Annotated in this window: 20 protein-coding genes; 11 read left to right on the top strand and 9 right to left on the bottom strand. The window is 62.5% G+C overall.

Annotated elements, in window-relative coordinates:
• Window positions 1–73 precede the first annotated feature (73 nt).
• The 3 genes from JSO19_RS04510 to JSO19_RS04520 are packed head-to-tail and all read left to right on the top strand — an operon-like array spanning window position 74 to window position 4338.
• Window positions 74–1984 carry a glycosyltransferase gene (locus JSO19_RS04510; protein WP_270910020.1) on the top strand — a complete coding sequence of 637 codons (1911 nt, stop codon included), beginning with the start codon at window positions 74–76 and terminating at the stop codon, window positions 1982–1984.
• Window positions 1985–2004: 20 nt separating this feature from the next.
• Window positions 2005–3843 (top strand): class I SAM-dependent methyltransferase, encoded by a 1839-nt coding sequence (locus JSO19_RS04515; protein ID WP_270910021.1) that lies wholly within the window; start codon window positions 2005–2007, stop codon window positions 3841–3843.
• Between the two features lie 48 nt (window positions 3844–3891).
• Window positions 3892–4338 carry a flavodoxin family protein gene (locus tag JSO19_RS04520; RefSeq protein WP_270910022.1) on the top strand — a complete coding sequence of 149 codons (447 nt, stop codon included), beginning with the start codon at window positions 3892–3894 and terminating at the stop codon, window positions 4336–4338.
• A 20-nt stretch (window positions 4339–4358) separates the two neighbouring features.
• On the opposite strand, the gene glf is transcribed toward JSO19_RS04520, so the two are convergent.
• The 9 genes from glf to JSO19_RS04565 form a co-directional block, all read right to left on the bottom strand.
• Window positions 4359–5504, bottom strand: coding sequence for a UDP-galactopyranose mutase (glf, locus tag JSO19_RS04525; protein ID WP_270910023.1), 1146 nt, complete (start codon window positions 5502–5504; stop codon window positions 4359–4361).
• A gap of 94 nt (window positions 5505–5598) precedes the next feature.
• Entirely contained in the window at window positions 5599–6894 is a 1296-nt protein-coding gene (locus tag JSO19_RS04530) for a nucleotide sugar dehydrogenase (RefSeq protein WP_270910025.1), read from the bottom strand.
• 62 nt (window positions 6895–6956) lie between these two features.
• The gene (locus tag JSO19_RS04535) at window positions 6957–8069 is read right to left on the bottom strand and encodes a glycosyltransferase (protein WP_270910026.1); all 1113 of its coding nucleotides are present in this window, start codon (window positions 8067–8069) and stop codon (window positions 6957–6959) included.
• Window positions 8066–9232, bottom strand: coding sequence for a glycosyltransferase family 1 protein (locus JSO19_RS04540; protein ID WP_270910028.1), 1167 nt, complete (start codon window positions 9230–9232; stop codon window positions 8066–8068). The genes JSO19_RS04535 and JSO19_RS04540 overlap by 4 nt, the downstream gene beginning before the upstream one ends.
• The gene (locus tag JSO19_RS04545; RefSeq protein WP_270910030.1) at window positions 9222–10478 is read right to left on the bottom strand and encodes a glycosyltransferase; all 1257 of its coding nucleotides are present in this window, start codon (window positions 10476–10478) and stop codon (window positions 9222–9224) included. The genes JSO19_RS04540 and JSO19_RS04545 overlap by 11 nt, the downstream gene beginning before the upstream one ends.
• A 47-nt stretch (window positions 10479–10525) precedes the next feature.
• Complete coding sequence (locus JSO19_RS04550) at window positions 10526–11614, bottom strand: glycosyltransferase family A protein (protein WP_270910032.1); 1089 nt, start codon at window positions 11612–11614, stop codon at window positions 10526–10528.
• On the bottom strand, window positions 11614–13413 hold the full coding sequence (locus JSO19_RS04555; protein WP_270910033.1) for an ABC transporter ATP-binding protein: 1800 nt from the start codon (window positions 13411–13413) through the stop codon (window positions 11614–11616). Before JSO19_RS04555 ends, JSO19_RS04550 begins: the two co-directional genes overlap by 1 nt.
• 40 nt (window positions 13414–13453) lie before the next feature.
• A complete protein-coding gene (locus JSO19_RS04560) occupies window positions 13454–14566 on the bottom strand; it encodes a DegT/DnrJ/EryC1/StrS family aminotransferase (protein WP_270910035.1) in 1113 nt (370 codons plus the stop codon).
• Window positions 14567–14623: 57 nt separating this feature from the next.
• Window positions 14624–15829 (bottom strand): glycosyltransferase family 4 protein, encoded by a 1206-nt coding sequence (locus JSO19_RS04565; RefSeq protein WP_270910036.1) that lies wholly within the window; start codon window positions 15827–15829, stop codon window positions 14624–14626.
• A 198-nt stretch (window positions 15830–16027) separates the two neighbouring features.
• Between JSO19_RS04565 and JSO19_RS04570 the strand changes: the two genes are divergently transcribed.
• The 8 genes from JSO19_RS04570 (at window position 16028) to JSO19_RS04605 (ending at window position 24500) form a co-directional block, all read left to right on the top strand.
• Window positions 16028–16726 carry a glycosyltransferase family 2 protein gene (locus JSO19_RS04570; RefSeq protein WP_270910038.1) on the top strand — a complete coding sequence of 233 codons (699 nt, stop codon included), beginning with the start codon at window positions 16028–16030 and terminating at the stop codon, window positions 16724–16726.
• 8 nt (window positions 16727–16734) lie between these two features.
• A complete protein-coding gene (locus JSO19_RS04575; RefSeq protein WP_270910039.1) occupies window positions 16735–17100 on the top strand; it encodes a DUF2304 domain-containing protein in 366 nt (121 codons plus the stop codon).
• A gap of 2 nt (window positions 17101–17102) precedes the next feature.
• Entirely contained in the window at window positions 17103–19058 is a 1956-nt protein-coding gene (locus JSO19_RS04580; RefSeq protein ID WP_270910040.1) for a DUF6541 family protein, read from the top strand.
• A 2-nt stretch (window positions 19059–19060) separates the two neighbouring features.
• Window positions 19061–20047, top strand: a complete 987-nt coding sequence (locus tag JSO19_RS04585) for a Gfo/Idh/MocA family protein (RefSeq protein ID WP_270910041.1) — start codon at window positions 19061–19063, stop codon at window positions 20045–20047.
• A gap of 1 nt (window position 20048) precedes the next feature.
• Complete coding sequence (locus JSO19_RS04590; RefSeq protein WP_270910043.1) at window positions 20049–20771, top strand: acyl-ACP--UDP-N- acetylglucosamine O-acyltransferase; 723 nt, start codon at window positions 20049–20051, stop codon at window positions 20769–20771.
• Window position 20772: 1 nt separating this feature from the next.
• Window positions 20773–21648, top strand: a complete 876-nt coding sequence (locus JSO19_RS04595; RefSeq protein WP_270910045.1) for an ABC transporter permease — start codon at window positions 20773–20775, stop codon at window positions 21646–21648.
• A complete protein-coding gene (locus JSO19_RS04600) occupies window positions 21632–22402 on the top strand; it encodes an ABC transporter ATP-binding protein (protein WP_270910046.1) in 771 nt (256 codons plus the stop codon). The genes JSO19_RS04595 and JSO19_RS04600 overlap by 17 nt, the downstream gene beginning before the upstream one ends.
• A 106-nt stretch (window positions 22403–22508) precedes the next feature.
• Entirely contained in the window at window positions 22509–24500 is a 1992-nt protein-coding gene (locus JSO19_RS04605; protein ID WP_270910047.1) for an LGFP repeat-containing protein, read from the top strand.
• Window positions 24501–24558 lie beyond the last annotated feature (58 nt).

The raw sequence follows: 24558 nt of genomic DNA on the forward strand, positions 1-24558 counted from the left end.
CAAACACACACCTTTTCGTTCATCTTGCCTGGGTACACTGACGAGTGACTTTGTACGTGTCGAAAGGTTTCCTGTGACCACGGTTCTTCAGAACGTCGTTTTCCCGACGATCACCGACCCCGATGTACTGCCCCTCTACGCCGACCCAGAGTCGTGGAGCGAGGTTGACGGGAAACCGCTGAGGCTCACCGCCGTCGCGAGCATCGACAATGTGCTCTCACGCCACAGCACCAGGGTGCGCGCTGGCAAGCGCGTCTCGTACGCGACCTACTTCAACGCGTTTCCCGCCTCGTACTGGCAGCGCTGGAGCGTCGTCACCGACGTCACGCTCCAGGTCACGACGAGCGGCCCCGGCACTGTCATGGTGTACCGCTCGAACGCTGCGGGAGCGCTGCAGCAGGTCGCGGCGACAACCGTTTCGGGCGAACAGCAGCGATCCGCCTTCGATCTGCCCCTCAACAAGTTTGGCGACGGCGGCTGGTACTGGTTCGACCTCGTCGCTGGCGACGGCGACCTCGTGCTCGAGCACGGCGAGTGGAGCACCGAGGCCGAGCCCACGACACCCGGCAAACTCAACATCGGCATGACGACCTACAACAAGCCCGACTACTGCGTGCAGACCCTGCGCGCGATCGAGGGCTCGCCCGCGCTCGTCGAAGCGATCGACCAGGTGTTTCTTGTTGACCAGGGAACCCTGAAGGTGCGCGACGAGGCCGGCTATGCCGAGCTGCAAGAAGCGCTCGGCGACAAGCTGCGCGTCATCGAGCAGCCCAACCTCGGCGGCTCGGGCGGCTTCTCGCGGTCGATGGCCGAGACGCTGAAGCGCGACGAGTCAGACTTCCTCCTCCTACTCGACGACGACATCGAGTTCGAGCCAGAGAGCGCGCTGCGCGCCCACCAGTTCGCGCGGTTCAGCCGCACGCCCGTGATCGTGGGCGGCCACATGTTCGACCTCTACGACAAGCCCGTCATGCACGCCTGGGCTGAGATCGTGGGCGACGAGGCCTTCAACTGGGGCCCCTCGTTCCCTGAGCAGCACCGCCACAACTTCCGCAACGCGAACCTGCGCCAAACGCCGTGGATGCACGCGCGCCTCGACGCCGACTACAACGGTTGGTGGATGTGCCTCATCCCGAAGAAGGTCATCGCCGAGCTCGGCCTCTCGATTCCGGTCTTCATCAAGTGGGATGACGCCGAGTACGGGCTGCGCGCGAAGGCCGCCGGCTACCGCACCGTCTCGCTGCCCGGCGTCGCCCTCTGGCACGTCTCGTGGCTCGATAAAGACGACTCGCAAGACTGGGGCGCATACTTCCACACCCGCAACCGCATCATCGCGGGTCTCTTGCACTCGACCAGGCCCAAGAGCGGCCGGCTCCTGCAAAACAGCGGCCGTCAGGACATCAAGAAGCTGCTCAACATGCAGTACTACGCGACGCAGCTCGCGGTCGACGCCCTGCGCGACGTTTTGAAGGGCCCCGAGGTGCTGCACGCAACCATGGCGCAGTCGATGCCCGAGGCGCGAAAGCGCGCTGAGGGCTTCCCCGAAACGCGCGTGTACCGCCCGGGCGACGAAGACACTCCGGTGTCGCGAGGCGGCCGCGTGATTCCGACCCTCGACCCCGATCCGCAAAGCCCCGCCGGCACCCAGCTGGCGCTGTACACGCTCAAGAACGTGCCAAAGCACTGGCTGCGCAAAGAGGCCGAGGCCGCGTCGATCGAGCCAGAGCTCGAATACCCGAAGCGCGAGGCCTTCTGGTGGCGGGTGCCCTCGCACCGCAGCGTCATCGTGGGCACGGCCGACGGTGCAGGCAAGATGTGGTACCGGCACGACCGCGCAAAATTCAGGCGCCTGCTCAAAGAGAGCCGCGCGCTCACCCGCGAGATCGAAAAGAACTGGGATGCGCTCGCTGAGCAGTACCGAGCAGCTATGCCACGCCTCACCTCGGTCGAAGAGTGGGAGCGCACGTTTACCGGGCGTTCATAGTTCGCAGTAGGCTCTAAGGCATGCAATCTTTCGTGCCCGTGAGCGCTGACCGTTCGGGAATCACCTTTCACTGGGTGCCGGCCTCGCTCTCATCCATCGATATTTGCTTCGATGAGCAGCGTGTCTGGTCTCTCGACGTGCGCGACATCGCGGGCGGCACCGAGCTGCCGTGGCCCGAAGCGCTGCACCCGTTTCTTATCGGCTCGTCGACCCTGATGATCGCCCCCACGGGCGACACCGAGGCGCTCTGGTCGGGCGAGGTCGCGTTTACGAGCGACGATGCCCGCGTCGCGATCGTCAACGACGCCGGCGTGGGGCTCTCGCTCAACAAGTGGCTGCGACTCGCACCGAACCTCACCGAGATGGGGCAAGACGTGCGCGACGAGATCGTGCGCCGCGCGGCCGTGATCATCGACAACCTCACCGACATGGGCCTGAGGCCCTTCGTCGTCGGCGGAACCCTGCTGGGCGGCGTGCGCGACGGCTCGCTACTGCCCCACGACGATGACGCCGACGTCGCCTACCTCTCGCGCTTCACGACCCCCGCCGAGGTCGCGCGCGAGGGCTACCAGGTGGGCCGCCGGCTCGAGGCCCTCGGCTACACGCTCATGCGCCACAGCGCGACCCACATGCAGCTGCACTTCGCGACCGACTCGGGCGTCGACTACTACATCGACGTCTTCGCCGCGTTCTTCACCGACGACGGCAACATCAACCAGCCGTTTCACGTGCGCGGCCCCATGCGCGAGGCCGACATGCTGCCCTTCAGCCAGGTCACCATTGGCGGCACCGCGTTTCCCGCACCCCGCGTGCCCGAGGTATGGCTCGAGATCAACTACGACGCCGACTGGCGCACCCCGATTCCCGGCTTCGTCATCGAAACGCCAGAGCCCACGCGCCGCCGCTTTCAGAACTGGTTCGGCTCGTTCAACTTTGGCCGGCACTTCTGGAACGGCTGGTACGCCCACCCCGACGCCTACGCGCCGTGGGAGCCAGGAGCCGAGTGGATCACCGACGCTGCCCGCTCACTCCAAGCGCCCCAGCTCGTAGAGCTCGGAGCCGGCGGCGGATCGCTCACGCGGCGCCTCGCCACGCCAACCCGCGAGGTCATCGCCACCGACTATGCCCGCGAGCCGCTCACCCACCTCAAGCGGCTCTCAGAGCAGGCCAATGTGCGCGCCGCCCACGTCAACCTGTACCGCATCACGTCGCTCGCGGCGCCCACCGAAAACGGCGTCACGGGCCCGTTCGACCTCGTCGCCCACCACGTCTTCGAGCAGGTCACCGAGCACGCGCGCCCCAACATGTACCGGCTCGCCCGCATGGCCCTGAACTCTGGCGGAAAGGCCATCGGCACCTTCTTCACCCGCCACGCAGCCGACCTCGCGCCCGACAACCCCACCACCTGGCACCTCACCCCCGAGCAGCTGCGCGCCGAGGCCGCGGCCTTCGGGCTCGAGGCGCGGGTGCAGCCGCTCGCGGCGACGCCGGGGGCTGCTGGCACGGCTGGCTCGGTCGCCACGACTAGCGCGGGATTCTCGGAGGCCGCGCGATCCGCCGCCCTCGAACGACAGCCCTTCGGCGTGACCTTCACGCTCGCGCCCACACACTCTTCGACCTCGACCCAAGGAGCCCCCATGTCTTCGCCCCTCTCACGACTCTTTCGCGCCGTCGATCCACGCATTACCCGCGCCAAAGTACGGGAGCTCAACGAGCAGGTGCAGCAGCTCCAGACCGAGCTCGACGAATACCGCGGCCACAGCTCGAAGCTCGCCGAGCTGCTCGACCTCGCCGAGAACCAGCTGAGCCCGGAGGCTCGCGGAGGCGCCGGTTCGGGCGCCAGCCCCAGCGCCGAGTGAGCGTCTGGCCCCTGACGATCACCGCACGGGCGCGCTACACTCGGGGCCATGGCCACACTGCTCGTCGTTCATCACAGCCCTACCCCGCGCACGCTCGAGATCGCCCAGGCGGTGCTTGAGGGAACCAGGCTCGAGGGGCTCGAAGACGTGACCGTGGTTGAGCGCAACGCGCTCGAGGCGACCGTCGACGACGTGCTCGCGGCCGATGGCTACCTGCTCGGCTCAAGCGTGCACTTCGGGTACCTTTCGGGGGCGCTCAAGCACTTCTTCGACACGACGTTCAATGCCACGCACGAGGCCACGAAGGGGCGGCCGTTCTCGTACTGGTTGCACGGGTCGTACGACAGCACCGGCGCCGAAATTGCAATGCAGCAGATCACGACGGGGTACGGCTGGAAGCTGTGCACTGATCCGCTGGTATTTCTCGGTGAGTTCACCGCAGAAATGCGCAACGCGGCGACCGAGCTTGGTGCTACGGTCGCCGCGTCGTGCTAGTCGCCGGGGCGACGAGAAACCTACGCGAAGAGGTCGGGCAGCTTGTTGTTGAACACCGACAGCGCTGAGCCGATGGCCATGTGCATGTCGAGGTACTGGTAAGTGCCGAGGCGCCCGCCGAAAATCACGCGGTCTTCAGCGTCTGCGCGCTCGCGGTACTTGAGCAGCATCTCGCGATCGTCGGGGGTGTTGACCGGGTAGTAGGGCTCGTCGTCGCGCGTCGCGAAACGCGAGTATTCGCGCATGATGACGGTCTTGTCTTTCGGGTAGTCGCGCTCGGGGTGAAAGTGGCGAAACTCGTGAATGCGCGTGTAGGGCACATCTGACCCGGCGTAGTTCATGACGCTCGTGCCCTGGAAGTCGCCGACCTCGAGCACCTCCTCTTCGAAGTCGAGGGTGCGCCAGCTGAGCTCGCCCTCGGCGTAGTCGAAGTAGCGGTCGACGGGGCCCGTGTACACGACGGGAACTTTGCCGACGACGGCGTTCTTGTTGAGCGGCTGCGACTCGTCAAAGAAGTCGGTGTCGAGCTTCACCTCGATGTTCGGGTGGTCGGCCATGCGCTCGAGCCACGCTGTGTAGCCGTCGGTCGGCAGCCCCTCGTGGGTGTCGCTGAAGTAGTTGTTGTTGTACGTGTAGCGCACCGGCAGGCGGCTGATGATCTCGGCGGGAAGCTCGGTGAGCGGGGTCTGCCACTGCTTCGAGGTGTAGTCGCGAATGAACGCCTCGTAGAGGGGGCGACCGATGAGCGAGATGCCGCGCTCTTCAAGGTTTTGCGCCGTCTTGCTGTCGTGCTCGCTTGCCTGCTCAGCGATGAGCGCGCGCGCCTCTTCGGGGCCGTACGCCGCGCGGAAGAACTGGTTGATCGTACCGAGGTTGATGGGCAGCGGGTACACCTCGCCCTCGTAGTTCGAGTACACGCGGTGCACGTAATTCGTGAAGGTCGTGAAGCGATTCACGTACTCCCACACCGTCTCGTTCGAGGTGTGAAAGAGGTGCGCGCCGTAGCGGTGCACCTCGATACCGGTCTCGGGCTCGGCCTCTGAGTAGGCGTTACCGCCAATGTGGTTGCGGCGCTCAATGACCGTCACCTTTTTACCGAGCTCGGTTGCTGCGCGTTCTGCGATGGTGAGGCCGAAGAAGCCTGACCCGACTACGAGAAGATCCATGCTTGCAAGTGTAGCCGCACCAGAGCGAAACGCCCTCGGCTTACGCTGAAGAAGCAGCGATTGCCGAGGGCGTTCACCCACTGGTTACGGAGCGTTAGCCCGCAGCGCCAATCACGATGCGAGGCGTACCAGCCCACTTCGCGGGGTCGGTGTAGTTGCGGCCGTCGGCGATGAGCTTGATACCAGGAAAGTCTGCGGCGGTGAGCTCGCGGTACATCGCGTGGTCGGCCTGAAGAATCGCGACGTCAACCGGGTCGCCGAGCGTGTGCGCGGTGAAGCCGTAGGCGGCGAGCTCTTCTTCTGAGAACAGCGGATCGTGCACGGTCACAACCGCGCCGCGCTTCTTCAGTTCGTCGACGGTGGGAAACACGCCTGAAACGGCGGTCTCTTTGACGCCACCGCGGTAGGCGGCGCCGAGCACCACGACGCGTTGACCGGCGAGGTCACCGAGCATCTCGGCAACGCGGCCAACCGTGTATGCGGGCATCTCAGCGTTTGCGTTGCGAGCGGTGCGCACGATCGAGGCGTCGGGGTCGGTCGAGAGGTAGAGGCGCGGGTAGACGGGAATGCAGTGCCCGCCGACGGCGATGCCGGGGCGGTGAATGTGGCTGAAGGGCTGCGAGTTGCAGGCCTCAATGACCTTGTACACGTCGATGCCGGCGGTGTCGGCGAACTGCGCAAACTGGTTCGCGAGGCCAATGTTGACGTCACGGTAGGTGGTCTCAGCGAGCTTTGCCATCTCGGCGGCCTCGGCCGTTCCCATGTCCCATACACCGTTGGGCCTCGGCAGGTCGGGACGCTCGTCGAAGGTGAGCACCGACTCGTAGAAGTCGGTTGCCAGCTTCGTGCCGGCCTCAGAGAGCCCGCCCACGAGCTTCGGGTACTTCTTCAAGTCTTCGTACACGCGGCCGGTGAGCACGCGTTCTGGCGAGAACACGACGTGAAAGTCGGTGCCTTCGGTGAGCCCAGAGACCTCTTCGATGAGCGGCTTCCAGCGGCTTCGCACCGTGCCTACGGGCAGGGTGGTCTCGTACGAGACGAGGGTGCCCGGCGTGATGTGCTCGGCGAATGATCGGGTGGCCTGATCCATCCAGGTGAAGTCGGGCTGCCAGGTCTCTTCGTTCACGAGCAGGGGTACGACAATCACGATCGCGTCGGCGCCGGGAATGGCGTCGGCGTAGTCGCTCGTGGCGCGCAGCTTGCCCGAGGGCACCTGCTCTGCGAGCTTCTCGGCGAGGCCGAACTCGCCGGGAAACGGCTCTTCGCCGCGGTTGATGCAATCGACGAGAGCTTGGTTCACGTCGACGCCGACAACCTCGTGCCCCATCGAGGCGAACTGGGTTGCGAGCGGGAGGCCGATTTTTCCGGTTGCAATGACTGCGATCTTCACAGTTAAGAGTGTACCCGCGTTTGCCCGGCTTTCCTTAGCGGTCACCAGCTTGCCCGAGAGTGTTAACCCTTGGTGAAGAGCGCAACGCTCGCGGCGGTGAACCTCAGCGGCGCATCGGCCCGCAGCACGTGGCCGAGGCGGGGCGTGAGGAGCGAAGCGGGTCTCAGCCGTCGACGCGTTGCTCTGGCCGCGGCCACGAGCGTTTCGGCGTTGCTGTCTCGCGCGAGCATGGCGTCGAACAGCCGCGCTTCGGCACGCGAGAGCGACGGGAAAGCCTCGGCGGGCGAAGCCCCTGCCCTGGCCCCAGCGGCCGCGAGAAACTGCTCGGCGACGATCATGAGCGCCTCGTTTTGCTGCGGGCTCCAGTGCCAGCTGTTCAGTCGGTTGGTCACGAGCGGCAGCAGGCTGCCGCGCACCATTTTCGTGAGAAAGGCCTGCCGCTGCTTCGCGCCAAGACCGCGCAGGGTCGCCGAGCTGAGCAGCCCTTCAACGAACTCAAGGTCGTCTTCAATGGGCCCCAACGCCGTGGTTACCCGTTCGTCGGCGTCTGCGTGCACGAGGTAGCCAGGCCCGCTTCGCGCAAACTCAATACGACGAGCGTGAGCCCAGAGTTCGAGGCCGTAGGCGATGTCTTCGCCCGTACGCAGCCCCTCGGTGAGCCTCAGATGGCCGAACGTTTCACGTGACACAAGACCGAGCGGCGCCGTTCGGTAGCTGAGCCGGTCACGCACCATGTCGAGGTTGTGCTCTCGAAACAGCCGCACGGGCGGCGTTGGCACTGCCCCGCCCACGGCGTGGGCCAGGCCGGCAATCACGACGTCGGCGCGGGTCTCGTCGGCGCGGCGCAGCCAGCTGTCGATGGCCCCCGCCTCAAGCGAGTCGTCTGAGCCCATGATCGAGGTGTACCTCGCAGTGGCCAGTTCGAGCCCCGCGTTAAAGGGGCCGGCCGGGCTCTTCACCGCGTCGCGGTGCTGCACGAGACGAACGCGCGGGTCTGCGCACAGGTCGCCGAGACGCCGCTCGATGGGTTCGGTTTCGACGTTGTGACACACCACCGTGACACGCAGCGAAGCCGTGCTCGCGGCGAGCGCCGACCGCACCGCGCGCTCGATCGGGCGGGCGTCGCTGTGCACCGCAATGATGAGATCGACGTCGAGCGCCGTCTGCTCGCTCACCGCTGCTGCCCCGCCTCGAGCGCTTGCAGTGCCAAGAGCCACTTTTGTGATTCGAGTTCGCTCGAGAGGGGGCGCGCTGCCTCGTGCGACGCCCTCTTCCAAGCATCAATCGTCGCCGCGTCGAGCTCGTCGATTGCTCGCGCAAGCGATTCTGGGCTGAAGTCTTTCGTGACAACCCCGAGGTCGTTTTCGGTCACGATGTCGACCATCTCTGGTGATGGGCCAACGATCATGCCGAGGCGTGCCTGCACGAAGTCAAAGATTTTGTTCGGCAGCGCAAATCGGTAGCTGAAGTTCGTGGGCTCAAGCAAGAACACGCCCACGTCGAAGCCGTGCAGGGTTTTGATGAGCTCGGCGTAGGCGACGGGCTCATTGACCCGCACCCCGCTCAAGTCACTCGCGAGCTCCTGAAGCTCGGCGAAATACTGCGGATCGTTCTTCGTCAAGAAAAGGTCGAGGGTCACCTCTCGCTTGCTCAGGCGCACCGCCTCGATCATCGTCTCAAGCTTGCGGTCGCGCAGCGCCGCCCCCGAGTGCACGAGCCCAATCGGCTGCTCGCTCGTCGCGGGCTGCTCCTGTGCCGCCGGCGTGAGCGTGGGCGAGAAATCGTGAAACGGCGAGGCATTCGTGATGACCTCTGCGTCGAATCCAAACACCCGCAGGTACTCACGCGAGAGCCCCGCCGAAACCGTTGACCACGACGAAGCCTTGGTCACGAAGGTGCGAACCATCCAGCGAATAAACGGGGCCACGAAGATGCGCCAGCGCAGCAGGTCTTCTTTCTGGCGCGGCGAGTACTCGTGCAGGTCGACGTGCAGCCCATAGCGCGTGGGCACCTCAAGCGCGATGCCGACCGGGTCGACATCGTTGGCCAGCACGAGGTCGAAGGCTCTGCCGCGAAGCATCTCGCGGGCCTCGCCGATCGCGGGGTTACCCCAGTAGGCTTTCGAGAACTGGCGGGTCATGAGCTGCACCCGGTCATAGGCCCAGATCGGGTGCTCTGGCGAGAGCTCAATGTGCTCGGCCGCATGCTCTGGCGCCTCGCCATAACCGCACGTGGTGACGGCGTAGTGCTCTGAGAGCAACCGAATCTGCTTGAGCAGCCTCGCGTCGCTCACGAGCTGTGAAAACGAGATGATGAGCAGTGTCGCTTTAGGCTGCATCGCCGTGGCCTCCCCCTGGTTGTTCGCGCGTATCGTTTTCAGCACCAGCGTGAGGCGGGCCTTGAACGCCTAAGAATTCTGCGAGGGCTGCCGCAGAGCGTCTGCCGTCGTGCTGGGCTACCACGAACTCACGGCCGAGCTTCGCCGTCTGCTGGCCGCCTTGCGGGTGCGCCACGAGTTGCCGCACGACCGCTTCGAGATCGTCTGGCGTGGCCTGCACGATAGGCAGCTGCTGCCCGGTGCGGGCGAACACCTCGTCACGAACGCCCTGCGAGACGTGGCCGATGACGACGCGCTCAGCCGACATGGCCTCGCACGCAGCGACGCCATAGTCGCCCAGTCGAAACTGATCAAGCACAATATCGGCGTCACGGTATACCGAGGGCATCTCGTTGGCCGGCACCCCTGAAATGGGGCGATACTCGACAAGGCCCTCGTCGTGCAGGCGGCGCATGATCGGCTCAATAAGAGCGGTACCCTTCACGACCCCCTTGCTCGGGGCGTGCACGACAACGGGCCGTTCGCGCACGAACACCTCGTCACCCGGCAGCCACACATCGGTGTCGATGACGACGGGCAGCCACTCTGCGCCCGCTGGCGCGTCAGGCATGAGCCCGAGCGTCGAGACGAAGACGGGTAGGTCAAAGCTCTCGAGCAGCGCCAGGTTGCGAGTCGCCTCGGCTTCAAGTTTCGGGGTATCGCTCCACTCGCCAGGCGCAAACGGCGAGAGCGGCTCTGCTGCTGCGTGGCGGCTCGGCAACCGCAGATCGCTGCCGTGCGAGACGAAGGCCACGGCGATCCCTGCATCAATGAGCCCCTGCACCTGCTGCGCGACCGTCTGGTCAAACACGCGGCCAAAGAGATGGCGCTCTGACTCGAGCAGCACGTGCGTGAAGCCACGCTCAACGGCCTCTTTCTGGGCGCGTTGCCATGATTTTGAAAGCACATAGCCGGTCGCTGGCACGCCCTGGTCGATGGGGTAGCCGAACTCACCGATGCCAGTGTAGGCCATTGAGACCGCACCAACGTCACCGTTCAAGGTTTCGACCGCCCGTGCCCAGCGGGTGCCCTGCCCGGCAGAGTTCACCGGCCCAATGAATACGCGGGTCGCGGTTTGGGGAGGCGTGGCGGTGACCATCGCGGCGCGATCCCACCGGTATTTGGCGGGTAGCACCCGGTAGAGCAGCGACTCAGGCACCAGCCTGGTCATTCTGCCGAGCAGATTGACTATGCCCTGTCTCATCATGTTTCTTGCCTCCGTACCGCTCAGATGCCGTGCGTTGCAGGCTTCCGCTATGCCCCGAACCGGCGCAGCGCGTAGCCCGCATAGCGCACAAGCGTACCGTCACGGTGCAGCGAATACCGAAGTTTGCGCGGCAAAAGCGTGTCGGCTTGCCCCGCCGCAACGAGCTGGCCAGCCGCGTCGGCCGCCTGCTCGGCGTCGCAGCCGTCGGCGAGAATCGCATCGATGAAGTTGCGGTTGCTGCGCGGCAGCGGGTGCAGCGCAGCCGGGGCCTCGCTCGTGACATACGTGAAGATCTCGCGCGTTGCGTCGATATCGGCCTCGCCCCACTCTGCAGCGGTCGTGCGGCGCGCAATCGTTGCGAGCACGGCGATGCGCAGTCTCGCGGTGAGGAGCGAGGCTTTGACGTCTGGTGCCAGCTCGGCAAACCACGGCGAACGAATGATGAGCCACAGGGGCGCCAGCATCTCGGCGGCGGTGTAGTGCCCGGCGGTAACGCGCTCTTCGGCGTCGACGCCAATAATGTATTTGGGGTGTTTGCGGGCTGTAGCGATGCGCTGCGCGGCAACAATGAGCTGGGCCGTAAACTCGATGTCTTCGCCAGAGGCAAGCCCCTCGGCCAAGCGCATCGAGCGCTGGCGCAAGAGCGCTGTTCGCATGAGCCCCAGGGGCGCAGAGCGCTCAAAGAGTCGGTCCTTGCGCGGGTCAAGTCCCTTTTCACGCCAGGGCCGAACCCGCGGGTTCACAATAGTCGTACCGTTTTGATACTTCATGCCAGCAAAAACGAAGTCGGCGTTCTCGCTGGCAGCGAGCCCGTGCCAGGCGTCGAGCGCACCTGGCTCAAGCATGTCGTCGCTGCCCATGATGGCGACGTAGGGTGCAACCGCCTCGTCAAGGCCGTGGTTGAAGGGGCCCGCGGGGCTCGCAATGCCGTCGCTGTATTCGAGAAGCCGCACCTGCCCCGCACGCTGCTCGGCGAACTGCATGAGCTCGGCAAAGTGCTCCTTGGGCTTGCCGTGGCACACGACCGTGACGAGCGTGTTGGTCTTAGTCCCGTCGAGCACCGACCGGGCGGCCCGAACAACCTGGCGTCTCGGGTCATGCACGGCGATCACGACCTCGGCCTGCGGCGTCGCCATCAGCCCTTCCGCTCTGGCGGGTCAATGATGCCTGCGAGTGATGCTTGCAGCGCAAACTCCGGCACCTGCTCTACGAGCTCATCGAACGAGCCCTGAGCCGTGACCTCACCGTCACGCATGAAGAGCACCTGGTCGCTATCTCGAATGGTCGAGAGCCGGTGCGCGACAGCGACAACGGTGACCTCGCCCTTCATATTGTGGATCGCGCGAGAGACGTCGGCCTCGGTTTTCGTATCGAGTGCGCTCGTCGCCTCGTCGAGCACGAGCACGAGAGGGTCGCTGTAGAGCGCCCTCGCGATGCCGAGGCGCTGCCGTTGACCACCCGAGAGTGCGGTGCCGCCTTCACCAATGGTGCCGAGCATTTGGCCAGGGCGCTGCTCGATAACGTCCCACAGCTGCGCCTGCTGCAGCGCACGCTTCACCTTGTCGAGATCAATGTCGTCTGACCATGAGAGCGCGACGTTCTGCGCGACGGTGCCGTCGAAGAGCGAGACCTGCTGCGGCACGTAGCCGACGCGAGCGCGCCACGAGCCCAGCACCTCTTCAATGTCGTTGTCGTCGACGAGCACGTTGCCCTCGGTGGGAAGCAAGAGGCCGAGCAACAGGTCAACGATGGTTGATTTGCCGGCGCCTGATGCGCCGACGAGCCCGACGGTTGAGCCGATAGGAATCGAGAAGTTGACGTTCTTGACCGCCGGTGTCGACGCACCGGGGTACGTGTAGTGCACTCCCTGAAACTCGACGAGCTCGGGATCTTTGGCAAAGGGCTTTTGCGTCACACGCTCGGCACGCGCGAGGTACCCCTGTGCCTGCTCGATGTCACCCATAACGGCGTTGACCTGGGGCATGCTGGCGTGGGTCTGCGTGATGATCGCTTGGAAGCCCGTGAGCGAGGGCACGAGCCTGAAGCCGGCCACCGCGAAGAGCGCGATGGCGGCAATCGCCTCGGTCATGCCGCCGATGAGGTAGGCGAAGCCGCCCACGAGCACGAAGCCGCCGATGAGGGCCGCCTCGAGCACAAACTTTGGCACCTGCCCGAGAAAGCCGAGGTTTGCCCTCGCCCGCGTCGTGTGAATGCGGTTCTCGTGCACGACCGCCGCGACCTCGTCGGCCTTGCCGCGCAGGGTGACCTCTTTGAGCGCGCCCATCATCTCGGTCATGAGTCTGGCGACCTTGAACGAGTAAGTCTGGTTGACGCGGCCGGCCTGCACCGATTTGCGTGAGACCCAGAAGTAGAGCAGAAGCGCAATGAACCCGAGGTACGCGAGCGTCACGAGCGCGGTCATGGGCTGAGCGATCAAGATGACGGCGAGCACTGAGACCGAGGTCGCGATAAGGGTCGGCAACGTCGAGATTGGCAAGATGAAGCCCGAGATAACCGCCGAGATACCAACGTCGGCCATGCGCACCAGCTCGGGTGTGCTGCGCTGAATGCGCTCTGTCCACGGCGCGTGCACGTACGCCGCAAAAAGCTTGTCGCCGATCTCGAGCTCGTACTTCGCAAAACGCCGAGTGGCGATCCACTGCAGCACAATAGAAAAGAACGACTTGCTGATGATCAACAGTGAAACCAGCCCGATGAGCCAGATGTATTTATCGGGCGGAAACTCGCCGAACAGGGGCAGCTTCACGGTGTCTTTCTGCGCCATCGCGGTCATCGACATCGCAAGAATGCCGAGGGCAGCGACGTCGATGAGCGCGAGTAACGAAGAAATGATCGAGAAGACGGTAAGAAACCGAGCTGCCTTCTCAGGGAGCAGGGGCATGAGTTTGCGCAGCACCCTCATCAGATCAAGCATTGGTTCCTTCGATCAGCAAACAGTTGAGAAGCGGTAGCGCTTATGCCCCGGCGCCGGCAACCGTAGCTACCGCCTTGGCAATGCGTTCAAGGTCTGACTGCGCAAGCGACGGGTGTACCGGCAGCGAGAGCACCTCGGTAGCGGCCTTCTCGGTCTCTGGCAGCTCAAGCGAGGGCGCGAAGTGAGCGAGCGATGCGAGGCGGTGGTTAGGAATCGGGTAGTAGACCCCGCTACCCACCTGGTGCTCCTCGAGCAGGGCCGTGCGAAAACGGTCACGCTCGCCATCGGCAATGCGAATCGTGTACTGGTGGTAGACGTGGCTTGCTTCGGGGGCGACCTTCGGCGGCACGATGCCGGCGATGCTGCCGAGCTGCTCGGTGAGAAACGCGGCGTTCTCCTGGCGCTTCGCTGTCCACCCATCAACCTTGGTCAGCTGCACGCGCCCGATGGCCGCGTGAATGTCGGTCATGCGGGTGTTGAAACCCACGACCTCGTTGGCGTACTGGGCTTCCATGCCCTGGTTGCGCAGCAGGCGCACCTGGCGTGCGAGCTCTGCGTTGTCGCAGGTCACCATGCCGCCCTCACCCGAGGTCATGTTTTTGGTCGGGTAGAGGCTGAACATGGCGAAGGTGCCGAAGCTGCCAACGGGCTTGCCCTGCCAGGTCGCACCGTGAGCCTGCGCGGCATCTTCAAAGAGCATCAGGTCGTGCTCGCGCGCAATCTCGCTCAGCTGGTCGACGAGAAAGGGGTGACCGTACAGGTGCACCGGCATGATCGCCTTCGTGCGAGGCGTGATCGCCTGGCGCACGGCCTCGGGGCTCAGCGAGAAGTAATCAGGTTCGATGTCGACGAACACGGGTGTTGCGCCGGTGAGGGCGACAGAGTTGCCGGTCGCGGCAAAGGTGAATGAGGGCACGATGACCTCGTCGCCGGGGCCGATGCCCGCGGCAAGAAGCCCCAGGTGCAGGCCGCTCGTGCCCGAGTTCACTGCTACGGTCTCGCGGCCGGCAACGAAGTGCTCTGCAAATTCCTTCTCGAAGGTGGCCACTTCTGGGCCCTGGGCGATCATGCCCGAGCGCATAACGCGGTCAACCGCCGCACGCTCTTCATCGCCAATAATCGGCTTGGCTACTGGGATAAGGGTTTCAGACATGTTTGCACTTTCCGTTCTGAGTCGGCTCTCGTGAATGGCAGAACTGTATTCGTTACTTTACTGCTCGCCGCTGGAAAAAGGTTCTTGGTCGCCCTCGATCACTCGCACAATCTTGGCGGCAACCGAGTCGAGCGAAACCGTCTTCACGGCCCAGTCGCTCACCGCCTGCCTGCGAGCACCGATCGTTTCTGGGGTCGACGCGGCCCGTCGATCATAGGCGCGAACCAGGGCGTCGGCGATCGCGGCCTCGTCGTAGGCCACCGCCTCACCGAGCGGCTCGACGTCAACGCGTGATCGCACGAACTCGACAGCGGGGCCGGGGCCCGCGTAGATGAGCGGAGCACCGCACGCGGCCGAAGAGTAGAGCTTGGTGGGAAAAGCGAAGTCGTACCCGCTTCCCGGTCGCACGCTCGCGAGCGATGCGATCGAGTGAGCGAGCCACGGCGCGAGTTCTTCTGGCGGCATCGTCTCGAAGAACCGCAGGCGCGACGCGATGCCGAGCTGCGCGGCGCGCTCTTCGAGAGCGGCCCGCTCTGATCCGCCGCCAATAAAGACGAGCTGCGCGTCACCGAGCTGCGGCCCGGCCTCGGCAAAGGCGTCGACAAACGCGGTAGCACCGTGCCACTCAGAGGCCGTTCCCGCATACACAAAAAATGGGGTTTCGAGGGGTGTCTCGCCAGCGGCTCCCGCGACAAACCGAGCGACGCTCACGCCGTTGCCCACGGTTGGCACGCGCGGGTGAGTGATGAGCTCACCCACTCGTTCGGTCACCCCTGTCGATACCGAGAGGATCGCGCGAGCGCCTCGCCATGCCCACTTTTCGAGGGCGCGTACGCTCCGCACCATCCAGCCGGGGGCTCCCGTTTGCTGAGCGGCATCGCTCCACACGTCGGCCGCGTAATAGAAGTACGGGGTGCGGCGAATCGCGCAGGCGAAGCGCACCATAACCCCGGTGGTTGGCGGCGGTTCAACGACGACCGCGTCGGCACGGCGCGAGAAGAGGAGCCGCAGCGCGAGCGGCACGTCAAAGCTCATGTACGAGACGTAGCCTCGCACGTAGCCCTGACGGTCACGCTTCACCGGCCACCTCGTGACTCGATAGTGCTTGGGCACCTGCGCGGGGGCGAGCGTGGCGGGTGGGCGAACCGTTTTTACCTCGACCTCGTGCCCATCGGCGACGAGACGCTCAGCAAGTGCTTGCAGCCGAAAGGACGCCGCAGAGGGCTCCGGCTCAAAAATTCGGCTTGCTATGACAACGCGCATGGTTCTCAAGTCTGCCAGATCTCTCGTCGCCCTTTGCTTCGTTGCGCCCAGACCGGGCGAACCGGCAGAGTTTTCTCAGGCTGCGCGATGCGCTGTTCGCGCTGAGTTCACCAAACATTCACCCGCATACGGCACTATTGCTAGCCGCCACGCCTAGACAACAGGTATGCAACCCCAAAATTTGAGAAGATAGTGTTCATGTCAGAATTTTCACCACCGCGTCAGGCGCGAGAGCACCCCGATACGTGGGTCGTGGTTCCCCTCTTCAACGAGGCCACGGTGATTGCGACGGTGATTTCTGAACTGAAAGAGCAGTTTCAGAACATCGTGTGCATCGACGATGGCTCATCAGACGGCTCGGCAGCAATTTCCCGCGAAGCCGGCGCGATTGTCGTGCAGCACCCGATTAACCTTGGCCAGGGCGCTGCCCTGCAAACCGGCTTCAGCTACGCGCTGCAGCAGGGCGCCGAGTACGTCGTCACCTTTGACGCTGACGGCCAGCACCGCGTCGAAGACGCTCACATTATGGTTCAGCGAGCACAGAACGAAGACCTCGCGATTGTGTTTGGCTCGCGCTTTCTCGACGACCGCACAAAGCCGGGCTTCCTCAAGAAGATCGTGCTCAAAACCGCGGTCGCCGTCACGAACTTCGCGACTCGCACCAAGCTCACCGACGCGCACAACGGTCTCAGGGTGATTCGGCGCGACGCGCTCGAGCAAGTTAACCTCAAGCAAGACCGCATGGCCCACGGCACCGAGATCATCGTGCAGCTCGGCCGCACCGGTCTTCCCTACGCTGAGCAGCCCGTTGAGGTGCTGTACACCGACTATTCGAAGGCGAAGGGCCAATCGCTGCTCAACTCGATCAACATTCTCGTTGACCTCTTTATTCGTTAGGCGAGATCATGACGTTTTTTCAGTTTCTGCTCATTCTCGGGGTTCTTGGCATCGCCATACTCTCGATGACCTTCGTCAAGGGCGAGCGCTCGCTCGCGATGAAGCGCTTGTTCGCACTGCTCGTCGCGCTCGCTGCGATCGTCGCCATCATCTTCCCTGACCTACTCACGATGGTCGCAAACTTGCTCGGCATCGGTCGCGGCGCCGACCTGCTGCTCTACGTTTTTGTCATCGTCTCAATGCTCTTTGCCGTTTCGACGATGCGCGCGAAGGCACGAAGCGATGCACGGGTCACCGAGCTCGCACGCGCCGTCGCGCTCATGGAGGCGCGGCTCACTGCTGACGACACCGACGCCGGGTCTGGGGCACACTAAGCATGCTGCAATGGCTCGCTCTGCTCCCCCCGCTCACGGTCGCGGTTGCCCTGGTCTTGGTCGGCGGCATCCCCATTGCCTGGGGGCTTCGCGCCCGCGGCTATGCAATGCTGCTCACCGCCATTCCCGCGTCGTTTGCAGTCATCGCGGTGACCTCAATAGCGGCCCCGCTGCTGCACCTCACCTGGTCGTGGCCGGTGCCCGTTGTTGCGGCAATCGCCCTCGGCGCCATCTTGCGGCTGGCTACCTACCCGGCGTCGAAGAAGAACCCACGCCGTAGCGCTGCCCGCCCCCTCGGCGCCGCGCTCATGCCATTCGCGGCAGCCATCTTTGCCGCCGGTATTACTGCTTACACGCTCGCTAAGGCGCTCCCGAGCCCCGACGCGATCTCGCAAACCTACGACGCAATTTTTCACCTCAATGCGGCACAGCTCATTGTCGAGAGCGGCAACGCTTCGCCCCTCGCGATGGATCTCTCAGACCCGGGCAACCCCAGTTTTTACCCCACGGTCTGGCACGCGCTGGTCGCGCTCGTCGCACAGCTCTCGGGTACCAGCATTCCCCTCGCGACGAACGCCGTGCTCTTTACCTGCGTTTCGCTGGTCTGGGGCGTTGGCGCGGTAGGCCTCGGCCGCGCGGTTGCTGGCCCCGGCCGCAACGCAACACTCGCTGCCGGCATCTTCGCCGCGGCGTTTCCATCGTTACCGCTCAGCCTGACTGGCTTTGGCGTGCTTTACCCGAACCTGCTGTCGATGTCGCTCTTGCCCTACGTGGTCATTGGCGTCGCAAAACTTTGCAACACGGGGCGGGCAAGGCTCACCGATGAGATCTCGTTGCTCGCCACCATCTTGCTCACCCTCGGCGCGCTTGGCGCAGCGACGCTCGCCCACCCGAATGCGCTGCACGCCTCGTTCATTCTCACGATCGGTTTTGCCATCACGACGTGCTTTGGCAGGTTCGCGCAAGGCTTCTCGTGGCTCTCACGCACCGCTGGCGTCACCATTCTTGCCGTGAGTCTCGCGGCAGGCGCGGCTTTCTGGTTCATCGGCCGCACCGGCAGCAACGACTGGGGCGGCTCGCAGGGGCCCTTCGGCGCCATCACCGAGGCCCTCGGCACGGCGCCACACCTTGACGGCCACAACTGGGTGGTCTCGTTCTTCGTACTCGTCGGCATTGCAACCTTCTGGGTGCGACGTTCACTCGCACCGTACTTCATTGGCCTTCTGCTCGCTATCGGTTTTTACGTGCTCGCCGACGGGTTTACGCCCAACGCGATACGCGAACTATTCCTCTCACCCTGGTACTCAGACCCCTGGCGGCTCGCAGCCATCGTGCCGCTCGGCATGCTGCCCTTTGCGGTGCTCGGCGGCAAACTGGTGCTCGACGCCGTGCGCCCCGTCTCACTGCGACTGTTCGCACACGGAGCCGGCCGCCGTAACGTCGCACGATGGTACATCGCAGCCGTGACCGTCTTTGGTATTGCGATTGCCGGCACCTCGCTCTACGGGGTGTCACGCTACATCGAGAGCAAGTATGAAGCCAGCGAAGATGAAGCGCCCCTGCTTTCACTCGACGAGCGGGCACTACTCGAACGACTCGGCGAGCATGTTGGCGAAGACGACGTCATTCTCACCAACCCGTGGAACGGTGGATCGCTTGCCTATGCACTCACGGGCCGCCACGTCGCGGTGCCGCACGCCGGTGGTAACTACCCTGCCGAGACCTGGGCAGCCTACGACGGAATCACCTCGGGCACGCAGCATTCCTGTGAGGCGGCCGAAGACATCGGGGCTCGTTTCGTTTTAGACTTCGGCGAGCGGTATGTCTTCAAAACGTACAAGGTGCGTGAAGAACTCGACGAAATTAGCAACATTACAGATTCAATGGCGCTCACCGAACTCGACCGCGAGGGCGACGCAGTGCTGTACGAAATTACCGGTTGCAACTGGAAGGAATAACCATGACCATCAACGTTGGTCTCATTGGGCTCGGAATGATGGGCCGCCACCACGCACGTGTTCTGCGCGAGATCGAAGGCGTCGAGCTTGTCGCTGTAGCTGACGCGATGGGCGACCCGCACGGTGTTGCCGGGTCTACCCGTATGTTCAAGTCGGTCGAAGGGTTGCTGAAGGCTGGAGTCGACGCTGCTGTTGTGGCCGTACCTACAAAGTTTCACGAAGAGATCGGCCTCAAGCTAGCTGAGGCAGGCGTACATACGCTCATTGAAAAGCCCGTCGCCCACGACCTTCCCGCCGCTGAGCGCCTCGTCGAGGCTTTCGACAAGGCAGGGGTCTTTGCAGCAGTCGGCCACGTTGAACGCTTCAACCCTGCCCTCATGAGCATGCGCGAGCGCATCGCCAACGGCGATCTCGGCGAGGTATACCAGATTCATACCCGCCGCCAGGGCCCCTTCCCCGCGCGCATCGCCGACGTGGGCGTGGTCAAAGACCTCGGCAGCCACGACATCGACCTCACCTCGTGGGTGGCTCAGTCACTCTACGAGCGCATCTCAGCCAACACGACCTACCGCAGCGGCCGTGAGCACGAAGACATGGTTTCGATCACCGGCACGCTCAAAAACGGCATCATGGTCAACCACCTCGTGAACTGGCTAACCCCGTTCAAGGAGCGCCTGACCGTGGTTACCGGCGAACGCGGCGCATACGTTGCCGATACACTCACGGCCGACCTCACGTTCTATGAGAACGGTACGCTCGAGAGCGGCTGGGATGCCGTCACCGCTTTCCGCGGCGTCAGCGAGGGTACCGTCACCCGCTTCGCGCTCGAGAAGCGCGAGCCCCTTCGCAACGAGCACGAGGCGTTTCGTGACGCAATTCTTGGTGTGCGCGATACCGCGGTAACGCTGCGCGAGGGGCTAGAGACTCTTCGCGTCGCCGAGGCCGCGATCGCGTCGGGTAAATCAGGCGAGTCGATCGAGCTGAACTAGCATGAGCGCAATCAGCCCACTCGCGTTTATTGGCGACGGTGTCACTCTCGGCGAGGGCGTCACCGTCGGCCCCCATGCCGTCATTCTTGGCCCCTGCACCATTGGCGATGGGGTGTGGATCGGCCCCGGTGCGCTCATCGGCGGCCCACCAGAGATCTCTTCACTGCCCCAAAACGCTGCGTGGTCTGGTGACCTGCAGCATGCTGGCGTGGTCATCGGCGATCGTACGGTCATTCGCGAGGGGGCTGTTGTGCATCAGGGATCGCACCGAGCCACCACCATCGGCGCCGACTGCTGGGTGCTGAACCGCGCCTACCTTGCGCACGACGTTCTCGTCGGCGACGCGACGACCATTTCGGCGGGCGTGAGCATCGGCGGGCACTGCGTGATCGGTGACCGCGTCAACATTGGTATGAACGCCTCGGTGCACCAGCGCCGCATCATTGCTTCAGGAGCAATGGTGGGCATGGGCACCCCGGTCACGGCCGATGTGCCGCCATTTGCTAAGGCCTACGGTTCGCCCGCTCGTGTTGCCGGCGTCAATGCTGTTGGTATGCAGCGCTCTGGCATCGCCGATGAGGCCGCAAAGGCGTTGCTCTCGCACTACGAGGTTGCGGGCACCGCGCTCGTCTCAACCGACGAATCACTCGAGGCGCTCTCGACGTTCATCAGCGACTGGCGCGAAGCAAACCCGTCTCAGCCAATGAAAATGAAGCATCAGTAGAATGGCCAACGTGTCACAGCACCCTGCACTAACAGACCCCGAGTATAAGACGCCGGGCAAGAGCCGCGGCCTGCTCAGCGTTTTCAACGACCCTTACCTCATGACGCTCATCGTCAAAAAGGGCATCAAGACGAGGTATTACGGCTCAGCCCTCGGCTGGGCATGGTCGTATGTCAGACCTTTCGCACAGTTCTGCATGTATTGGATTGTGTTCAGCCTCTTCCTCAAAGTCGACCGCGATATCGAGAATTTCCCGCTGTATCTTTTTTCGGGTCTTATCGTTGTCAACCTCTTTGGCGAAATCTTTAGAAACACCACGAGCGCGATCGTAGACAATAGTTCGCTCGTGAAAAAGATCTTCCTTCCCCGTGAGCTCTTTCCAGTAGCTGCGGTCGGCGTCGCTCTCGTGCACTTCATGCCACAGGTTGTCATCTTGGTTATCGTTGCACTCTTTTTCGGGCTCAGCTTTTCGTGGCTTCAAATTGCTGCCTTTGTTGCTGCAGTGCTACTCCTTGTCATATGGACACTCGGTTTAGGACTCTTCTTTGGCGCAATCAACGTCAAACACCGTGACTCACGAAACATTGTCGACCTCATTCTGATGTTCTCTACCTGGGGCTCGCCTGTCATCTACTCTTGGAGCATGGTGCAGAGAGCTTTCCCTGACTGGCTTTTTCACATCTACATGGCTAACCCCGCGACAGCTGCCGTAGAGCTTTTCCATTACGCTTTTTGGGCGCCAACTGCAACAGCCCCTGACCTCGCACCAAACCTGCTCACCTATTCGGGAGCTGCCCTAGGGCTCGGCATCGTTGCGCTCCTAATAGGACAACTCGTTTTCAAGAAGACGGAGGGTACCTTTGCCCAGCACCTCTGATAACACCGCGGAAGAGCAGCAAAAGAAGCCTGCGATCGTAGTACACGACGTGGTCAAAGAGTTCGATATTCGACACTCTGGATCGATGAAAGAATCTTTCATCTCTCTGGTGAAAGGAAAATCGAACTACACCCCGTTCAGGGCTCTCGACAATATTTCTTTCGAAGTGCCGACCGGCCAGTCAGTTGCTTTACTCGGTCATAACGGTTCTGGTAAGTCGACGACGCTGAAGCTCGTCTCTGGGGTACAACGGCCCGACGCTGGATGGGTGCGCACGCGCGGGCGCGTGGCAGGCTTGCTCGAAGTTGGTGCCGGCTTTCACCCGAACCTCACCGGTCGAGACAACGTCTACCTTAACGCCGCAATTCTCGGTATGTCGAAAGAAGAAACTGATCAGCGGCTCGAGGATATTCTCGAGTTTGCGGGCATCGGCGAATTCATCGACACCGAGGTGAAGCGATACAGCTCTGGAATGTATTCACGCCTCGGTTTCTCGGTTGCAGTACACACTGAACTCGACATTCTCTTGGTAGACGAGATCCTCTCGGTAGGTGACGCAGCTTTCAGAGAAAAATGCAATGCAAAGATGAAAGAGCTCAGCCAATCAGGTAAAACGATGTTCGTGGTGAGTCACAACGTCAACACCGTTAAAGAGCTTTGCGAACGCGGCATTGTTTTGAAAAAGGGAAAAATCGTTTTTGACGGGCCGATCAATGAGGCGGCCGAGTTTGTCACGCCCAAGAAGAAAAAATAGAGACCCACTGCTAATTCGCCCGTTTGTACTCCCGGCTTATGCAGACTAGCGAAAAGCCTCCGCTACCCCACTAGAATTGGGCGTATCTCTGTATACGTTGGGGGACGTGGATTTGAAAAAGAAAAAAAGTTTTTCGCTAAAAAAGTACGCGCGGTCGCTCATAGCTATGGGAACTGTAGCTATTCTTTCAGCCACGCTACTGACATATGCTCCGTCTGCGGCTACGGCAGCCGATGCTCGTTCGTTCAACCCTGGAAATATCCTTCTGGATGAGAACCTGTACAACGGCTCGGCCATGAAGGCAGCCGAAGTACAGAAATTCCTTAACGAGACTGTTCGAGGTGGCAAGTGCACTATCGGCCAGCCCAATAGAAAACCAGGTGACCCGGCAGTCTGGGGCGGCGCAACAACTTTCGCTTCTAACTGTCTTAACGGCTACCGCCAGACTACAACGTCAGAGCCTGCCAACAAGTACTGCAAGGCTTATACCGGAGCTAAGAACGAAACTGCGGCCCAAATTATTACCAAAGTCGGTCAAGCTTGTGGCATCAGCCAACGAGTACTCATTACCATGCTTGAAAAAGAACAATCGCTGGTTACTGATGAATGGCCTACTGTAGCCCAGTTCAGCCGAGCTATGGGGTACGGGTGCCCAGATACTGGCCCAGGCCATAGCGCAAACTGCGATAAAAACTTCTACGGCTTTTTCAACCAGGTATACAGTGCCGCATGGCAGTTTAAGGTTTACAAGCAGAACCCACAGAACTACTCCATTAAGCCTAAGCAAACGAACACAATCCAGTGGCACCCCAACAAGGCTTGTGGCACTTCGCAAGTTTATATCGAGAACGCCGCAACGGCAGCACTCTACATTTACACTCCCTACCGCCCAAACCAGGCAGCACTCGATGCTCAGTGGGGAACCGGCAATAGCTGCTCAACATACGGTAACCGCAACTTTTTCCTCCTCTACTCTGATTGGTTTGGCTCGCCCAACGGGTTCTCGGTTGCCCCCGAGCTCAATCAGTTCTACACAAAACAAGGTGGAGCTCAAGGTGTCTATGGTGCAGCTACAGCGCCAGTGCGCAACCACAAGAGCTACATCTCCCAAGAGTTCGCAGGAGGAACTCTGTTTTGGAGCAAAGCAACAGGCGCATCTGGCGTCAACGGAGCCATTAGGAAGCTCTATAACTCTGAGGGTGGGGCGACAAGCTACCTTGGTCTCCCGATAGGAGCTGAACAGCGCGATAAAGGTGTGTCACGCCAAGAGTTCCAGAACGGCACGGCCTACTGGAGCCAGAAGACCGGGGCCTCAGTCATCAACGGAGCAATCCGCGCCCTCTACAACAGCGAAGGCGGCCCCAAGGGCTACCTCGGCCTCCCCATCGGCCCAGAACACCGCTCAAAGGGCGTCTCACGCCAAGAGTTCGAAAAGGGCACCGCATACTGGAGCCAGAAGACCGGGACTTCAGTCATCAACGGAGCAATCCGCGCCCTCTACAACAGCGAAGGCGGCCCCAAGGGCTACCTCGGCCTCCCCATCGGCCCAGAACACCGCTCAAAGGGCGTCTCACGCCAAGAGTTCGAAAAGGGCACCGCATACTGGAGCCAGAAGACCGGGACTTCAGTCATCAACGGAGCAATCCGCGCCCTCTACAACAGCGAAGGCGGCCCCAAGGGCTACCTCGGCCTCCCCATCGGCCCAGAACACCGCTCAAAGGGCGTCTCACGCCAAGAGTTCGAAAAGGGCACCGCATACTGGAGCCAGAAGACCGGGGCCTCAGTCATCAACGGAGCAATCCGTTCCTGGTACCTGAGCAATGGGGGCCCCAATGGTTCGTTAGGCCTTCCGATCGGCCCCGAGATACGAACGAGCAAAGAATCTCGACAGCTCTTCGAAAATGGCACTCTGGTCTGGACGGCTAAGGGCGGCGTGAAACTTATCAAAACTAAGTCCGCAGCTGCTCCGCTCAAACAGACCGAGACGGAAGTACTCCCTGATCCCTCAGAGCAACAGGTTGAAGGAAACGATGACTTGCAGCCAGAGACAGACTCGGAGGAAGACAGCCTCGAGCAGGATCAACTTCTTGTCCAATAGCAAGTAGCTGTACGAGCCTAAAGAAAAGAGGCGTAGCCCTTCCCTTCGGAAGGGCTAC

Origin of the sequence: Leucobacter sp. UCMA 4100 (assembly GCF_027853335.1) — a bacterium.
GTDB lineage: Bacteria > Actinomycetota > Actinomycetes > Actinomycetales > Microbacteriaceae > Leucobacter_A.

What these genes read in the sequence shown, in the direction of transcription:
- JSO19_RS04515 (WP_270910021.1), top strand. Translation starts at nt 2,005, where the DNA reads ATGCAATCTTTCGTGCCCGTGAGCGCTGACCGTTCGGGAATCACCTTT.
- JSO19_RS04520 (WP_270910022.1), top strand. Translation starts at nt 3,892, where the DNA reads ATGGCCACACTGCTCGTCGTTCATCACAGCCCTACCCCGCGCACGCTC.
- glf (WP_270910023.1), bottom strand. Translation starts at nt 5,504, where the DNA reads ATGGATCTTCTCGTAGTCGGGTCAGGCTTCTTCGGCCTCACCATCGCA.
- JSO19_RS04540 (WP_270910028.1), bottom strand. Translation starts at nt 9,232, where the DNA reads ATGCAGCCTAAAGCGACACTGCTCATCATCTCGTTTTCACAGCTCGTG.
- JSO19_RS04545 (WP_270910030.1), bottom strand. Translation starts at nt 10,478, where the DNA reads ATGATGAGACAGGGCATAGTCAATCTGCTCGGCAGAATGACCAGGCTG.
- JSO19_RS04550 (WP_270910032.1), bottom strand. Translation starts at nt 11,614, where the DNA reads ATGGCGACGCCGCAGGCCGAGGTCGTGATCGCCGTGCATGACCCGAGA.
- JSO19_RS04555 (WP_270910033.1), bottom strand. Translation starts at nt 13,413, where the DNA reads ATGCTTGATCTGATGAGGGTGCTGCGCAAACTCATGCCCCTGCTCCCT.
- JSO19_RS04560 (WP_270910035.1), bottom strand. Translation starts at nt 14,566, where the DNA reads ATGTCTGAAACCCTTATCCCAGTAGCCAAGCCGATTATTGGCGATGAA.
- JSO19_RS04565 (WP_270910036.1), bottom strand. Translation starts at nt 15,829, where the DNA reads ATGCGCGTTGTCATAGCAAGCCGAATTTTTGAGCCGGAGCCCTCTGCG.
- JSO19_RS04570 (WP_270910038.1), top strand. Translation starts at nt 16,028, where the DNA reads ATGTCAGAATTTTCACCACCGCGTCAGGCGCGAGAGCACCCCGATACG.
- JSO19_RS04575 (WP_270910039.1), top strand. Translation starts at nt 16,735, where the DNA reads ATGACGTTTTTTCAGTTTCTGCTCATTCTCGGGGTTCTTGGCATCGCC.
- JSO19_RS04580 (WP_270910040.1), top strand. Translation starts at nt 17,103, where the DNA reads ATGCTGCAATGGCTCGCTCTGCTCCCCCCGCTCACGGTCGCGGTTGCC.
- JSO19_RS04585 (WP_270910041.1), top strand. Translation starts at nt 19,061, where the DNA reads ATGACCATCAACGTTGGTCTCATTGGGCTCGGAATGATGGGCCGCCAC.
- JSO19_RS04590 (WP_270910043.1), top strand. Translation starts at nt 20,049, where the DNA reads ATGAGCGCAATCAGCCCACTCGCGTTTATTGGCGACGGTGTCACTCTC.
- JSO19_RS04595 (WP_270910045.1), top strand. Translation starts at nt 20,773, where the DNA reads ATGGCCAACGTGTCACAGCACCCTGCACTAACAGACCCCGAGTATAAG.